The 14950-nt window shown below is 64.7% G+C and carries 17 protein-coding genes; 2 read left to right on the forward strand and 15 right to left on the reverse strand.

Annotation, left to right across the window (positions count from 1 at the left end):
- Positions 1 to 13: 13 nt before the first annotated feature.
- The 15 genes from ACQCS0_RS00875 to ltrA all read right to left on the reverse strand — a co-directional run bounded on the left by ACQCS0_RS00875 (position 14) and on the right by ltrA (position 9995).
- Entirely contained in the window at positions 14 to 448 is a 435-nt protein-coding gene (locus ACQCS0_RS00875) for an ATP synthase subunit C (RefSeq protein WP_354156469.1), read from the reverse strand.
- Positions 445 to 1776 (reverse strand): V-type ATPase 116kDa subunit family protein, encoded by a 1332-nt coding sequence (locus ACQCS0_RS00880; RefSeq protein WP_354156470.1) that lies wholly within the window; start codon positions 1774 to 1776, stop codon positions 445 to 447. The genes ACQCS0_RS00875 and ACQCS0_RS00880 overlap by 4 nt, the downstream gene beginning before the upstream one ends.
- Complete coding sequence (locus tag ACQCS0_RS00885) at positions 1763 to 2707, reverse strand: hypothetical protein (protein ID WP_354156471.1); 945 nt, start codon at positions 2705 to 2707, stop codon at positions 1763 to 1765. The genes ACQCS0_RS00880 and ACQCS0_RS00885 overlap by 14 nt, the downstream gene beginning before the upstream one ends.
- Entirely contained in the window at positions 2704 to 3183 is a 480-nt protein-coding gene (locus ACQCS0_RS00890) for a hypothetical protein (RefSeq protein ID WP_354156472.1), read from the reverse strand. The genes ACQCS0_RS00885 and ACQCS0_RS00890 overlap by 4 nt, the downstream gene beginning before the upstream one ends.
- Entirely contained in the window at positions 3171 to 3638 is a 468-nt protein-coding gene (locus ACQCS0_RS00895) for a Tn3 family transposase (protein ID WP_354156473.1), read from the reverse strand. Before ACQCS0_RS00895 ends, ACQCS0_RS00890 begins: the two co-directional genes overlap by 13 nt.
- A gap of 132 nt (positions 3639 to 3770) precedes the next feature.
- Entirely contained in the window at positions 3771 to 4226 is a 456-nt protein-coding gene (locus ACQCS0_RS00900) for a hypothetical protein (protein WP_426939982.1), read from the reverse strand.
- Positions 4227 to 4231: 5 nt separating this feature from the next.
- Positions 4232 to 4417: a hypothetical protein gene (locus tag ACQCS0_RS00905; protein ID WP_426939980.1), complete on the reverse strand. Its 186-nt coding sequence runs from the start codon at positions 4415 to 4417 to the stop codon at positions 4232 to 4234.
- Positions 4414 to 4671 (reverse strand): SHOCT domain-containing protein, encoded by a 258-nt coding sequence (locus tag ACQCS0_RS00910; RefSeq protein ID WP_354223296.1) that lies wholly within the window; start codon positions 4669 to 4671, stop codon positions 4414 to 4416. The genes ACQCS0_RS00905 and ACQCS0_RS00910 overlap by 4 nt, the downstream gene beginning before the upstream one ends.
- Before the next feature lie 288 nt (positions 4672 to 4959).
- The gene (gene rplI / locus ACQCS0_RS00915) at positions 4960 to 5412 is read right to left on the reverse strand and encodes a 50S ribosomal protein L9 (protein WP_282330324.1); all 453 of its coding nucleotides are present in this window, start codon (positions 5410 to 5412) and stop codon (positions 4960 to 4962) included.
- A gap of 17 nt (positions 5413 to 5429) precedes the next feature.
- Complete coding sequence (gene rpsR, locus ACQCS0_RS00920; RefSeq protein ID WP_003800144.1) at positions 5430 to 5669, reverse strand: 30S ribosomal protein S18; 240 nt, start codon at positions 5667 to 5669, stop codon at positions 5430 to 5432.
- Positions 5670 to 5797: 128 nt separating this feature from the next.
- A complete protein-coding gene (locus ACQCS0_RS00925) occupies positions 5798 to 6388 on the reverse strand; it encodes a single-stranded DNA-binding protein (protein WP_354156521.1) in 591 nt (196 codons plus the stop codon).
- A gap of 73 nt (positions 6389 to 6461) precedes the next feature.
- Positions 6462 to 6767 carry a 30S ribosomal protein S6 gene (gene rpsF, locus ACQCS0_RS00930; RefSeq protein ID WP_011693941.1) on the reverse strand — a complete coding sequence of 102 codons (306 nt, stop codon included), beginning with the start codon at positions 6765 to 6767 and terminating at the stop codon, positions 6462 to 6464.
- 300 nt (positions 6768 to 7067) lie between these two features.
- The gene (locus ACQCS0_RS00935; RefSeq protein ID WP_426939954.1) at positions 7068 to 8312 is read right to left on the reverse strand and encodes an IS110 family transposase; all 1245 of its coding nucleotides are present in this window, start codon (positions 8310 to 8312) and stop codon (positions 7068 to 7070) included.
- A 205-nt stretch (positions 8313 to 8517) separates the two neighbouring features.
- On the reverse strand, positions 8518 to 8850 hold the full coding sequence (locus ACQCS0_RS00940; protein ID WP_426939983.1) for a group II intron maturase-specific domain-containing protein: 333 nt from the start codon (positions 8848 to 8850) through the stop codon (positions 8518 to 8520).
- Complete coding sequence (gene ltrA / locus ACQCS0_RS00945; protein WP_426939984.1) at positions 8847 to 9995, reverse strand: group II intron reverse transcriptase/maturase; 1149 nt, start codon at positions 9993 to 9995, stop codon at positions 8847 to 8849. Before ltrA ends, ACQCS0_RS00940 begins: the two co-directional genes overlap by 4 nt.
- Positions 9996 to 11173: 1178 nt before the next feature.
- On the opposite strand from ltrA, the gene ACQCS0_RS00950 reads away from it, so the two are divergent.
- Positions 11174 to 13867 (forward strand): AAA family ATPase, encoded by a 2694-nt coding sequence (locus tag ACQCS0_RS00950; protein ID WP_426939985.1) that lies wholly within the window; start codon positions 11174 to 11176, stop codon positions 13865 to 13867.
- 455 nt (positions 13868 to 14322) lie between these two features.
- Positions 14323 to 14943, forward strand: a complete 621-nt coding sequence (locus ACQCS0_RS00955) for an acetyltransferase (protein WP_354156291.1) — start codon at positions 14323 to 14325, stop codon at positions 14941 to 14943.
- The last annotated feature ends 7 nt before the right edge of the window (positions 14944 to 14950 follow it).

Genomic DNA, 14950 nt, shown 5'->3' on the forward strand with positions numbered 1-14950 from the left:
GGTCCCGGTTCCCTCAGGCCTTGCCGATAAGGATGATGGCAATGATCAGCCCGTAGATGGCGATGCCTTCCGCCAGGCCCACCACCACCATGGCCCGGCCGAAGATTTCGGGCCGCTCACTCATCGCTGCCAGCGCCGCGGAGCCGGTGTACGCCACGGCGAAGGCTGCACCGATGGAGGACCCTGCCACGGCGATGGCTGCGGCGATCAGGGCTGAGCCGCCGGCACCTGCGGGCGTGTCCGCGGCCGCCGCGGCGACGGCAGGGGCGGCCGCCGCCGCCGGACCTGCGCCCAACGCGCCGGCCAGCACGGTCAGAGCCCCGGCCATCACGGCGATATTCAGGGCCGCCAGGATCTTGAACGCGGACTTCCGCCAGCGCCGGACCGCCAGGATGGCGCCTGTTGCTGCGATGAGGAAAACGGGGATGGCGCCGAACCAAAGGTTCACGGGAGCTGCCTTTCAGCGGGGATGGAATGGATGGCCGGTTCTGCGGTGGGCTGGCCCGCAGTGATGGAGGACGCGGTGGGCGAGAGGTCCGGAGACCAGGGCCGGAACGGCCGGCCCTCGGACTGGAAGATCCGGGAAAACAGTTCGTAGTACTCCAGGCGCAGGGCCTGAATGCCGGCCACCAGGGCTTCCAGCCCGAAGGTGACGATATTTCCCACGAGGAACAGCAGGATGGCCGCGGCTGCGCGCCAGTCGGGAGCCCACAGCGCCGTAGTGCCGTTCCAGACCACCATCAGCAGGGCCGCGTGGGTCAGTCCGAAGGCGGCCAGACGGGCAAAGGAGACCAGGTTAGAGCCCAGCCGGATCACGGTGTCCACGAGTTCGATCACCGCCTGGAAGATGGCCGTGGCGCCGCCGCCGGCCTCGATGAAGAGGCCGATAAAGATGAAGACCAGCGCGCCGAGGGCTATCACGGCTGCCGCCAGGATCAGCACCCCGGTCCCGGTGCCCAGGCCCCAGACCAGAAGGCCCACGGCCAGGAACAGCAGGGAACCGGCGACGCCGGAACGGGCATAGAGCGCATACCCCCAGCCGCCCTCCCGGACACGGTTGATGGTGCCCATGGCGTAGGCGCCAGCCAGCAGGAACGCCCCCACGCCCAGCCCGGCCACCAGGAGCGGGACCGGATTCGCCAGCGGGTCGAGCCACAGCACCGGCACCAGGCCGGTGGGCCCGAAGGCCTCCCCGTACAGCGCGCCGAACACCATGGCGGCGAGCCCGGCCGCCCACACGAAAAGCCAGCTCCGCTGCAGTTTGGCGAGCACCTTGATCCGGCCGCTGCGCAGCAGGAGCCCGGCCACCAGCAAGATGGCGCCGTGCCCCACATCGCCGAACATCATGCCGAACATCAGCACATAGGCGAACCCGGCCAGGCGGGAGGGATCAAGGTCCGCATAGGGAACGGTCCCGTAGGTATCCACCAGCGTCCGGGAAACCCGGGCGCCGCCGTCGAGCATGGTGGGTGGCTGGATCCACCGCGGACGGGAGAGCGGGACCACTGCCCCTCCCAGCGGGGCGATGGCTGCCGCAAGGGCGGAGATGGCGTGCCGGGGCATCCATCCGGCCAGGGCCGCCGACGGTCCCGAGACGATGGCCGCGGCCGCCGCCTTCTCCAGTTCCTCGGCGCCGCTGCCCGGTGCGTAGGGGAGGTCCAGTTCGACGGCGCCGCTGCGGGCCACTTCCACGAGCATGCGCTGCCGGTCCTGCTCGGGCACCACCAGGGCCACCCGCTCCATGCGGACGGGGCCCTGGGATTCACGCCGCGGCATCGAGCACCTCGCTGGATCCGGAGCCGGCGGCAGCGGAAGTGAGCGCCGCCCGGACACGCCAGGCATCGGTGGACAGCACGGCGATGGCGCCGAGCACGACGTCCGGGCCGGGCATGGATCCGCGGAGCAGTTGGAAACCGTCCTTTTCCACCGCGGCGTGGAGCCGGGCTTCCGCGCGCCACAGCTCCTTGGGGGACGCGACACCCTGGAGTGCCGGCCGCAGCGACGGGGGCAGCGCGGCCGTGAACTCGGCGAGGCTGCGGGCAGTCTCCCAGGACCTGCCCAGGACGGGGCGCAGAAGGTGGACGGCGGGCGCCGGGGGTGTTCCGCCGTCGACCGTCAGAATTCGGGCTGCGGTGAGGGCGCACCGCGCACCGCACCACGGCCGAGCCGGAGCCGCGACGCCGGCCAGCCGCCGGGCCCACGCCACGGTGAGCGCGTCGCGCAGCGCGCCTGTGCCGGCAGTCGTTTGGGTGGCAGCGCCGACGTCGGCTCCCCACGCCGTGGCGGAAAGGACGCCGGCGAGCTCCTCACGAGATCCGGCAGCGGCCAGCCGGGGCCAGGCAGTGGCGAGGGCGCCCAGGTGATAGGGCTCGGGGGCCGCCGCACCGCCGGTGAGCCGGTGGGCCAGTGCCACGATGTTCTCGATTTCAAAAGTGCCTGCAGCGGCCCGGGCGATTGCGGTGCCGGAGGCCGGAAGCCAGCCGGCCAGCACGCGCAGCTGCCACAGGACTGTCTCCTGGACAGCGCGTTCGGCGGCTGCAAGCCCGGAGGCGCCGCGGAGCCGTTCCGCGTAGCCCGACTCCTGAAGGGAGGACAACGCGGACTCCACGGTGGGTTGGGCGGCCAGGGCGCGGCTGGCCCCGGCGCCCACACGGCGGTGCGCCATGGAACGCGCCCGCACGGTGGCAGCCACCCAGTCGGATTTCACTGGGGCCCGGCGTTGGTGGGTGCGGTGCTGCCCTGTGCGGTTTTGCCCGGGGCTGCGTTGGGCGGGGCCAGCAGGGTGTCCAGAACCTCGGTGACGACGGCGGGGATGCGCGCCCTGCCTGCCTCTTCCAGTGCCGTTGCTTCCTGGCGTGCCTGTTCCAGCACCTGCGCGTCGCTGTGGGAAGCGGCCTGTTCCACGCGGGCGGCGGCCTTTGCCCGCGCGGCACCGGCGTCGAGCCTGGCCTGGGACAGGATGGCGGCCGCCTGCGCGCGGGCGCGGACCACTTCCTCTTCCGCGCTGCGGCGTGATTCCTCCGCCAGCGCCGCATTTGCTGCGACGCCGTCCGCCAACGCGGCAAACACCGGCGCCAGTTCGGCCGCCGGACCCTGATCATCAGCAGCCGGCACACCCACCGGACCTGCAGCACCGGGAGCGCCCACGGGCCGAAACCGGTCCAGGATACTCAGTCGCGCCATGGCACCCCCTCGGAAATGTCCCTATAGCCACAGTCTAGGCACGGATCGGCTGCGCGACTGCACTGGGGAACATTACGAAGCCGGCCATAGTCCGCTGACCGGTTGATCCGCCACAGCTTGGCGTCGGGCAGGTCCGCGAGCACCGGGCGGTAGTCGTACCCCAGCAAGGTGACCAGTCCGAACACGATGTCGGAGTAGGAACCCTGGTCGGTGATCAGCACCTCGGGCCGGTGGCTGCCGCCTGGGTTGTGGAGCAGGTCCACGAAGTGAAGGGGGTCCTTCGGGGTACCCGACACCACCTTGGCTGCTAGCCCGACGGACTGATCGGAGATCATGTTCAGCCAGGTCACGCCCTTCTTCCGGTGGAAGTACTCCGGGTTTGGGCGGCCATCGACGGAGCAGACCGGCACGATGAACCGCTCCCGTCGGCGGCGGCCACCAGCCCACCGCCCCACGCCTGTGCCAGGTCGCTGTACGGGGTCGAGATAACTACGGGCGATATTAGCCGTCAGCCGTAGAGCCACCAGCAATGAAGGACCTTCAGACCTCCCGCGCCTGATTATCTTAGGACTCACCTCTATGTTTTCTCAGCGGGCAGGCACGCCTTTGGCCCTCTCCGCGCCCACTGTTGCCCCCGCGCGGCTCTTCCGGGCCTTGGTTGCACCCTCCTTGCCCATGGTTACCGTTGCGCTGGGGTGTGTGCCTTCGCTGCGTGCTGCGGCGAGGCGGCCGCGTATCTGGGTTTCATTCGCACCGGTGTTTGCCAGGGATTCCGAAAACTTCTCGTGGTGTTCGGCCGAGCCATATCCGGCGGCCGACGTGCTCTCCGCTTTCAGGCCCTGGTCTTTGAGCCGGTTGCTGTCGTTGCCGGTGACGCGGTTTTCGATCTCGTGGCCGACGCTTTCCATGCGGGCAAAGAGTTCCTTTTCGGCTCGTTCGTACCGGAAGGACACCGTGCCGTGTGCCACCGTACTTCGGTCTGCCGTCATTCGCATGGCGCCGCCCATCATGCCGTTGCGCGGGCCCATCATGGGGCCGCCCATGTTGGTCAGTGAAACGCTGACGACCGGCCCGGGAAGATTCGGAGCCGCACACCGGGCGCGGGACAGAAAACCACTGCCCCCGGATTCACAAGATTGTCCACGACGCCCACCGCTACGAGCGAGAGCGCGGTCAGAAGGATCACGGCTGCGATCCCGAGGATGACCTGCCCGCGGCGGGAAAGGGTCTTCATTCCTGCCGCCTGAGTGCCGTGCGCCGTGCAGTGAACTCCTGCTCGTCGATTTCCCCGCGGGCGAAGCGCTCGTTGAGAATACGCTCGGCGTCGAGGTGCGGCGGCCGCGGAGCGGCCGGTCCCTCACCCGGATGGGTACGCCGGACCAGGAGCACAACGACAGTGACCACCCCGCCCCAGAAAATCAGCATCAGCACGGCCATGGCCACCCACGCGCCGACACCCCAGCCGTTCCCGTACCAGCCATCCATCATGATCAGACCTCCTCCGACGACCCTAGCGCCGGGCAGGCTCTCGGAACAGAGACCTACGCCCCCGGCCAGCTGACACAAGGACCGCATGGTCCAAGTACCGTGGAAAAGCCTTCCAGAGAATGTCGTCCCAGTCTTGACGGAAGGACTTTGTCCACATAATCAGCGGCTACGGCAGAATTATGGCAGAGCTGCCCAATCCCTGACCTCGGTGTGAGGCACAGAAAAACCCCGTTGCCGGTGACGGCAACGGGGTTTTTCATGCAGTTTCAGGCTGCCTAGCCGGAAAGGCTACTTGCCTGCGACTACGTTGAGCTCGATCACAGCGGCAACGTCAGCGTGAAGGCGGACGTTGGCCTGGTAGGAACCAACCGACTTGATGTGAGTCGGCAGTTCAACCTTGCGCTTGTCGATTTTGCCAAGGCCAGCGGCCTCAACAGCGTCGGCGACGTCGGCCTGCTTGACGGTGCCGAACAGGCGTCCGGTCTCGCCAGCCTTGACGACGAGCTTGACCGGCTTGGCGGAGAGTGCAGCGGCCTGCTTCTGAGCGTCTTCCAGGGAAGCGTGCTCGCGGGCGGCGCGGGCAGTCTTGATGGACTCAACCTGCTTCTCGCCACCCTTGGACCAGGTCAGGGCGAAGTTGCGGGGCAGCAGGTAGTTACGTGCGTAACCGTCCTTGACCTCGACAACGTCGCCAGCGGCACCAAGACCGGTTACTTCGTGGGTCAGAATGAGCTTTGCCATGTTACTTAATCCCTTCCCTAACCGCGGCCAGCGCCGGAGTAAGGCAGCAGTGCAACTTCGCGGGCGTTCTTGATTGCCTGGGCGATTTTGCGCTGTTCCTGCACCGTGACGCCAGTGACGCGACGGGCGCGGATCTTTCCGCGGTCGGAGATGAACTTGCGCAGCAATGCTACGTCCTTGTAGTCGATGACAGTGATGTCAGCGGCCTTCAAGGGGTTGGACTTTGGTTTGGGCTTACGGAGTTCAGCCTTAGCCATCGTGGAGCTCCTATTCTATGGAGCCCGTGGATATTGATCCACGGGATGGTGGTGGTCCGACGGCGGCAGTCACGTCCGGTGCCTTGCGGCACTTTCGGTGGTCCCGGCGTCGGGCCTAAATGATTGGTTTAGAAGGGAGGTTCGGAATCGGGGCCGTTGCCCCAGCCGCCGCCTGCGTTGGAGACACCGGGCGTTGCCCAGGGATCCTCCTGTGCAGCGGGCTGGTTGCCGCCACCGAAGCTTCCACCGGAGTTGCCGCCCTGGTTTCCACCAGAGTTGCCGCCTCCGAAGCCACCGCCGCTGTTGCCGCCGAAGCCACCCTGCGCGCCGTTTCCGGCACCCCCACCGCCGGAGCGCTGGGTGCGGTTGACCTTGGCATTGGCGTAACGCAGGCTCGGGCCGATTTCATCGACTTCGAGCTCCATAACGGTGCGCTTTTCGCCTTCTTTTGTTTCGTAGGAACGGCTCTTCAAACGGCCGGAAACAATCACGCGCATGCCCTTGGTGAGGGACTCGGCAACGTTCTCGGCTGCTTCACGCCATACCGCCGCGCGGAGGAACAGGGTTTCCCCGTCCTTCCACTCATTGGACTGGCGGTCAAAGGTGCGCGGGGTGGAAGCGATGGTGAAGTTCGCTACTGCCGAACCTGACGGTGTGAACCGCAATTCCGGGTCATTGGTGAGATTACCGATGACCGTAATAGTGGTTTCGCCTGCCATCTACTGCCTCCTTGTTCGATCCTGGGTGAAGAATTCGATCCTGCGGGGTAAAGAATGAAAATTGGAGCTGAAGTTACTCAGCAACAACCTTCTGCTCTTCGGGGCGGGTGATCTTGGTGCGCATGATGGTCTCGTTAAGAGACAACTGGCGGTCAAGTTCCTTGGCGGTGTCCGGCTTGGCGGTGAAGTTCACCACGGCGTAGATACCTTCGGACTTCTTCTTGATCTCGTAAGCCAGCCGACGACGGCCCCAGATGTCAACCTTTTCGATGGTTCCACCATCGTTGGTGATGACGTTCAGGAACTTCTGAAGCGACGGCTCAACGGTACGCTCTTCGACCTCGGGGTCGATGATTACCATCAATTCGTAAGGACGCATATGTGAACCCACCTCCTTTGGGCTAAGCGGTTACGGCATTTCCGTAACAGGAGGTTCATTTGCGATGCCGTGCGATGCCCGGCCAACAAAACGGAGGCAGGGCGCAGCACAGACTTCAATATCTTAGTGCATTTGAACCGGATAGGCGATTCGCGCTTGACACAAGGCTAAGCGTCCTGGGACGGGCGCGGAAGCCGGGGGCGCCGCTATGTGGAAAACCCACCAACGGTCTGACATGAAAATTGCGGTGACGTTGTCCCGTTGACTGAATGATCTGGCGGTCGGCGTTTTGAGGCAGGATTATCCGGTGGGTTGCAGGGGCGCGAGGGTCACTTGGTAGCCCAGGGATTCGAGCTGTCCGATCGCGCGGGCCTTGGTCTTGGCAGGTGCTTGCAGCCTGAAGTAGTCGGCTCCGGGGTCTTTGTAGAGTTCCCCGGTGGTGAGCATGTGCCAGGCGGCGGTGAGCATGGCGTGTTCGACCGCGACGAGTGCTTTGGATGGCCCGCGCCGGGCGGCGAGGCGGGAGTATTTCGCGGAGAAGTAGGTGTTCTTCGAGCGTGCTGCCGAGAGCGCGGCGATACCGAGGGCTCCTTTGAGGTAGCGGTTGCCGGGGCGTGTCTTGGTGGACTTGACCCGTCCGGCGGATTCGTTGGATCCCGGAGAGGTGCCGGCCCAGGAGGCCAGGTGTCCCGCGGTGGGGAACACGGTCATGTCGGCGCCGGTTTCGGCGATGAAGATCTCCGCGACGGTGGTGCTGAATCCCGGGATGCTGATCAGGAGTTCCCGGGCGAAACGAAAGGGCGCGATCGCCTCCTCGATCCTTGCGCCCAGGTCCTCGATATCGGCGGTGTGGGCGTCGATCCGGTGCAGATAAAGTTTCGCCATGTAGCGGTGGTGGCTGCCAAACCTGCCGGTGAGCGCGTCGGTGAGCTCCGGGATCTTTGACCGCATCCTGCGCTGGGCAAGGTCTGCCAGGACCGCCGGGTCCTCTTGCCCCTCGATCAGTGCCTGCAGCATCAGCCGTCCCGAGACCCCGGTGATGTCCGAAGCTACCGAGGAGAGCTTGATGCAGGCGTCCTTGAGGAGCTTCTCCAGCCGCTGGATCTCCCGGGTCCGTTCCCGGGTGATGACGGTCCTGGCCCGGGTCAGGTCGCGCAGTTCACGGATCGGCGGCGGGGGCACGAACGAGGCACGGACCAGCCCGTGGGCGCCCAGATCCGCGAGCCAGGCAGCGTCGGAGACATCGGTTTTGCGGCCCGGGACGTTTCTGGCATCACGGGCGTTGACCAGGATGACGTTCAGGCCCTCGTCCTCGAGCAGGTAGTAGAAGGGACGCCAGTAATCACTGGTCGCTTCCATCACCACCAGGCTCACCCGCTCCTTCAGCAGGTGTTCCTTCAGGTCCAGGATCTGTCCGGTCATCGCACCCCACGTGGTGACCGTCGACGCGGTTGCCCTGGCCCCCCGCCCCTGGACACGGATACAGACCTTCGCATCCTTCTTCGAAATATCAATACCCGCACACCGCGGGTGCATCACTTCCATCTCGGATCACCCTTCCCAATCATTCCGGCAGGAATCAAAGTGCATGCGTTCCGGGGAAGGCGGATAAAACAACAAATCTGACATTCGGTTGGGTCGGACCGCAGCGCCCTGCCGGGATTGCTCCCGGTGGGTTTCTGCGGCCCGCCCGCCGAACCCGGCGTGCGCCTCTCAACGCACCGGGCTCTCCACGTGTCGTGACCGTTGGTCAGCCGCTGCTGGCGGCTGCCGGTTTGGTTGTCCAGGGGGTCGCGATGGTGCTGCCGCGGTAGCGGTAGCGGGTCACTGCGACGCTGGATGCGCCGGTGAACACGACCCCCTCATGGGCGATCCGCCATCCCTGGTCACAGAAACGGCGGCGCACCTCCTTCATGCTGACCCGGCTCTTGCCCTTATATTTCGTGCGTATCCAGCTAACGATCCGCCACCAAGCGTGGCTATCGAGTTGCTGGAATACCCGCGAGGACACACCGTGCCGGAAGTAGTTCGCCCATCCCCGCAACATCCGGTTGAGACTGATAATCAACTCTCCCAGACTCATGTGCAGGGTTGACCTACGCGTCTTGTAACGCACCTTGTCCTTGGCCGACTGGACGGCCTTCTTCGAAGGTGTGGTGTAGACGCAGCGTCTCTGTGTTCCTCGTTTCCGTCGGCGATGGATATGGAAACCGAGGAAGTCGAAACCCTCGTAATGTGGACCACACGGGTCTTCTCCGGAGACAGCCGCAACCCCATCGGGGCTAGCACCTCGGCCACATCCTCCCGCAACTCCTCAGCGTGCCTGCGTTCTCCAGACACCATCACCACGAAGTCGTCCGCATAGCGGACGATCTTCCAGTTGCCGAGGCCATTCCGCTTGCGTTTGGCCCGCTGCTGGTCGGTTCCCATCTGTTCTCGCCGTTGCTCATCAAAGTGCTCGTCCAACGTCGATAACGCGATGTTAGCCAGCAGCGGGGAGAGTATCCCGCCTTGTGGGGTGCCGCTCAGCGTTTCCTCCCGCTGCCCGGAGGTCGTCATGACCCCGGCCTTCAAGAACGCTTTGACCAGCGCCAGGACCCGCTTGTCCTTGATCCGATGCCGTATCCGTTCCATCAACGGCGTGTGCCCGATTTCATCGAAACACGCCTGGATATCGGCTTCCAGCACCCACTCATGCGAGTGACTGGCCAGAAAATGGATCTCGGCAATTGCGTCCTGGGCCCTGCGGTTAGGTCGAAACCCATACGAGCACGGTTTGAAATCCGCCTCGAAAATGGGTTCCAACACCGCCTTCAGGCTCGCCTGGACCACCCGATCCACGACGGTGGGGATACCCAGCTTGCGCAGTTTCCCGCTCGCCTTCGGTATCAGCACCTGCCGCACTTCGACCGGCTCGAACTCGCCTGACTTCAGCAAGGCACGAACGTGGCCCAGGAAGGCCTCCACCCCAATCCGGGACTCGACCCAAGCCACCGTGGCCTGGTCCACCCCCGGAGTCCGTGCCCCGGCGTTGGAGGACACCCGTTCCCACGCGTGCACCAGAAACGCCGGATCATAGACAAGGTTAAACAGGTCACCAAACTGGCGATAGAAATCCTCTTTCGCCCAACGATGCAACTTAATCTGCATGCTTCGTACCGCCCAGAAAGCCGAATCAGCATCCGGCCACTGCACGGCGCCGGTATTCACCGGCGCTTCTTCGAACATTGCAACCTCTCGTTAACTGACACGCTGCCGCCCTTCCCCATGTGCGCGGGCTTTCCCCGGCTCGGAGTACTACGGCGGCTCCGCCCCACCCCTAACCTTCGGCCGGCATCAGGCCTATCCATCCCTCCATCTCCCTGGCCGGGAGTGGGTAATGGAACGGTTACAGATGGTTCCCACGTTCACTGTCGTCCGATTAACGGGTTAGGCACCCGGCTCTACCCCTGCGGCATCGCCACGGCTACGCCGTAGACATTCACCGTGGCCTCCCAGCCGCGAAGAGCAAGCCGGACCAGGAGTCCCCCGCCCGAAATGAGGGGCGGGCGTGCACCGCATACCAGCCCACATCCACCGGATTGGAGCTGGCGTTGCCTGAAGAGGCGTAACGACACCGGTTCCTCTCGTATACCTTCCCGTCTCGCTCACCGGGCCCGGCCCATCCGGCAGTACTGAACCGGCCCGACTTTGTCGAGGCTGCTCCCACCGGTTCTCGGTGATCCCCGAGAACGGCTGCCTGCAGCTTCACTCCACCGCTACGACGGCGAAGCGACGAAGGTCTCCCACCTCCATACGTAACAAACAGCGCCTCGTGGCGCACTGCTCCAAGGCAACAGTCCACGGTCCCGCGGACAACAAAGCTGTGCCCTCCACCACCAAACTAACCCACAGGCTCACCGGCACCATAGACGAATCGGGGTCGACCGAAACACACACATCAAGTCTGTCCCCTGAGCGTCTGCCAGCACCAGATATCCCTGGGAACAGACCTGACACGGCCAAATTTTCCGTCCCCACGGCGGAGCGAAGCGCACCTCAGAAACTAACCCGGGCATCGCGTCCCGTCACGCCAGGCATACTTTTGGACCGCCCGACGTCGTGCTTCCGTGCCATTGCGCGGAACCGCGGCGGCAGGAGCGCCAAAAGGGGTGCTCCGCGTGACGCGCATGGTGGCAAGTAGGAAACGACACCAGCTAGGTATTGTACTTAGGGCGTTGCGGCCGTAATTACTGTGGTGCAGCGAACCCGGCGCGGCTATATTGGCATCCAACGGCTGGGTACCGTGCTGGACGCAACGCCGCGGCCAGGAAACCGGCCCGAACGATCATGAAAATGACCGGACGGGCCTCGTCAACTTGAAGCTCAAGCGGTATTGGTCTCCTTCTTCGATGGATGGGGACCACATGTCTTTAATAGGCCGAAGCGAGGAGTTGGACCGAATCCTTTCTGTGATCCGAGGGCCCCAGGAATCCGCCCTGACGGTTGTGGGCCGGCGCGGCGTGGGAAAATCCGCGCTGCTGTCCGAAATCCCTCGGCTCTCGGATTACCGGACAATTTTTCTGCGGGCCAGCGCGTCGGAATCCGATTGGCGGCTTTCGGGCCTCACTGCCCTCCTGACAGGAATCGATGACCCCGCCCTCAACCGGTTCACCGACGAACTGCTCCGCGATTCCACCGGGGCAATGGACGTTCCCACCGTATCCACGATGCTGCTTGACGGGTTGCACCAGCGCGCGTCCTCCCGGACAGTGATCGTCATCGACGACGCAGACCAGCTGGACCCCAGTAGCCAGGCTGTGATCGGATACCTGGCCCGGCGCCTGTCAGGAACGGACATGACACTGTTCATCAGCGTCCGGGAGGAGGCGGGGGACAGCCCGTTCACAAGCCTGCCTTCACTGACGCTGAGGGCCATGAGCTACAACCACACTGTCCGGATGCTGGAGTCGATTCCGGCGCGGCAGACCGCCGCGGCGGCGGTCCACGCGGTTGCCGCGGCAACTCAGGGCAACCCTCTCGCCGCCGTCGAACTTTACACCTGCCTGCTTGAACGCCAGGCCGAGGGGAAGTACGCCCTCCCGGTTCCCTTTCCCTGCAAGGGAAGCTTTGAATCGGAGTTCGCCGCCACAGTCGGAGGGCTGACGCCTTTTGCACGGCACGTCCTGGACCTGCTTTCACTGTCCTGCCGGAGCGACATCGCAACGCTGGAAAAGGTTTACAGCGATTTGTGGCCCGGAATCGATGAGCTGCTGGCCTGCGGCATGGCCAGCAGGACCGGGCCGTATCTCCTGATCCAGGACCAGTTGCTCCGTGGATACGTCTTTGCAGCCATGACACCGACGGTGCGGACAGCCAATCACCGCGCCATGGCTGAAGCAGCAGCCGAAACGGACCCTTATGCCCGCAGGTGGCACCTGAGCTTTACTTCGCTGGAGCGCCAGACGCCGTTTGGCCTCCTCCGGTTTGCCGTGGACCTCGTCCGCAGCGGGGAAGTTGCCTTTGCCGTGGAATACATTGAACGTGCCCTTACTATCAACCCCTGGGAAGCGGAAACTGCCGCCCGCCTCGCCAATGTGGCCGAGCTGCTGTTCAACAGGGGCGAATTTGTCTACGCCAAGCGCTATCTTGAATGGGCGCAGCGGGTAACGCGAAACCCCGCGCTGATCCTTCGCCTGACCGGCCTTGCCTTCGAAATCCAGTTCATCCAAGGTACCGCCGTGCGCCCCAGCATGGTGCTCCGCCTGGTCAAGGACTTCGGGCAGCACGATCCTGCGTTCGCCGCTAACCTGCTGGCCGTCGGCTCGCTCTACTATGCGGAACGCTGGGAGCTGGAGGATGCCGTCGGCCTCCTGCGGTACGCCGACCGGTTCCAGGACTCCGCTTCCGCGGACTGCCTGATGGTTGCGGGCCGCGCCAAGCTGCTAATCGAGGCAATCGGCGGAAACACGGAGCACGTCCACCACAAGTGCGACGCCGTTGGCGGCGCGAGAGTGGCAACCCTCCTGGTGCAGGGCCGCGCCCTGAGCTACGCCGAACACTACGGGCTCGCCAAGGAGGCCTTCGCCGTGGTCCGGCATTCTGTTGAGGCGAGCAACATCAACTGGCGTGAAACCGCAGACTTCCTTGCCGTTGACAACGAGATCCGCGCTGGCAACGTCCGGACAGCGGTCAAACTGATCGAAGACCTCGAACTCTCTGAACCCGAGACCAAATATCACCGCGGAATGCGCCATATCTTCCGGGTTTGGCGGGCCCACGCGCTCGGCGACGAAGCGCTGGCGCGCGTTTACGTGGCGCAGGCGCAGTATTTTTCCAGTGCGGAGAGCCACCTGGCCACCACTGCCCAGCTGGCCGCCTGCCAGGGACATTTTGCCCTCATGCGGGGCAACCTTGCGGAATCATTCGCGCAATTGTCCCGGGCTGTGGAGATCGGCATGTCCTTCGGCAACCCCACGCTCCTGCGCTGCGAGGCAGACTTAGTGGAGGTCCTGGTCCGGCTGGGGCGGCACAGGGAAGCAACCCAGACGCTTTTCCGCCTGGAGAGCCGCGCGGTAGGACTGAGGTCCCCGTGGCTCATGACAGCCGTCGCCCGGAGCCGCGCTATGCTGGCCGACGGCGAACAGTCCCTCCAGCTGTTCAGCCATGCGCTGGAGAGCAGGAACGCCCACGAATCCGTCCTCGAACGGGCCAGGACGCTGCTCTGCTATGCGGAGCGGCTGAAAGCCTTTGGCCGCCTGCGTGATGCCCGGGACGGCCTGCTGCGTGCGAAAGTGATGTTTGATGAGGCCGGCGCAGATGCCTGGACCCAGCACGTCGATTCCTTGTTACTGGACGAGCGGGTGGAGCCAGCCCGCACGGGCGGCAACCCCGCCATGCTGATACTCGCCGACCACGAAAAGGCGTTGGCACAGATGGTGGCCCGGGGCCTGCGCAACAAGGAAATCGCGGCCACTCTGTACGTCTCAGTCCGCACGGTGGAAGTGCGTCTTACCGCGATCTACCGGAAGCTCGGAGTGGAATCACGTGCCCAACTCACGGCCCTCGCAGCAGGCAAGGAAGCCGCGGCACGGGAGCCGTACGTCCTGCCTGTCCTCTAGGACGAAACCCGCCGGACAGTTTCCACAGCGTTCCCGTCCCGCACCCACAGAGCCCGCTCGTTTCCCTGCCAAAGCCGCGGGCGCCGGACTAATGTGGCAGCACGGGCAACACTCGGGGAAAGAAAGTGACATGAGGATCTTCGCCAATCCGTTCCAAGTCCCCACCCCCCGGCAACCGATCCGGAAACTCAGAATCGCCGTCGTCGGGACTGGACACTGGGGGACCAACCTGGCCCGCAACCTGCATGCGAGCCCGGACTGGCAAGTCGCAGCCATATGAACCGCGCCAGCAAACTAGCTGCCACGCTGGGGGGACATTCCCGCGATGGACGTGCGTCACGCCGTCGCGGGCTTAGCGATAGGACCCCGATACTCCCCGTCTTCCATGAACTGGATATCGACGAAATGAACCGCATCATCGCCAGCATCCGGGCCGCCACCGGTGAGGTTGGCGCGTGAGCGAACTCATCCTGCTCCCCGCCAGCGGACTGGCCCGGGAAGTGTTGGCCATGGTGCGCAGCAGCGGCCAGTACGACGCACTCGGGTTGCTGGATGACGACGAGGAATTATCCGGCACATCGGTGGACGGCGCCCCGGTGCTCGGCACCATTGAAGATGCAGGGAAATTCACCCATGCCCTGCTGCTTGTGTGCCTCGATTCCGGCAGCGCCCGTGAGTCCGTGGTGGAACGGCTGACTGAACTGGGCCACACAGAGAGCCGCTACGCCACTGCCATCGACCCCATCGTCCGGCCCCCGGAGGGCTGCCGGATAGGCAGGGGCAGCATCCTGCTGCCGAACGTCACCCTGACGGCGTCTGTCACCCTCGGGGAGCATGTTGTTGTCATGCCGGGGGTCACGTTCACGCACGACGACGACGTGGCGGACTTCTCTACCTTCACAGCCGGAGTTTCCCTGGGCGGGGGCGTGCGGATAGGGCGGGCAGCGTACCTGGGCATGAACTCAAGCGCGCGGGAACGGACGTCGGTGGGAACCTACGCCACGATCGGAATGCGGGCTGCCGTATTGAGCAACGTCCCGGACGGTGGCGCTGCCGGCCCTCTCATGAGATTCTGACGTATGC

Source organism: Pseudarthrobacter sp. S6 (genome assembly GCF_050156575.1).
Lineage (GTDB): Bacteria > Actinomycetota > Actinomycetes > Actinomycetales > Micrococcaceae > Arthrobacter.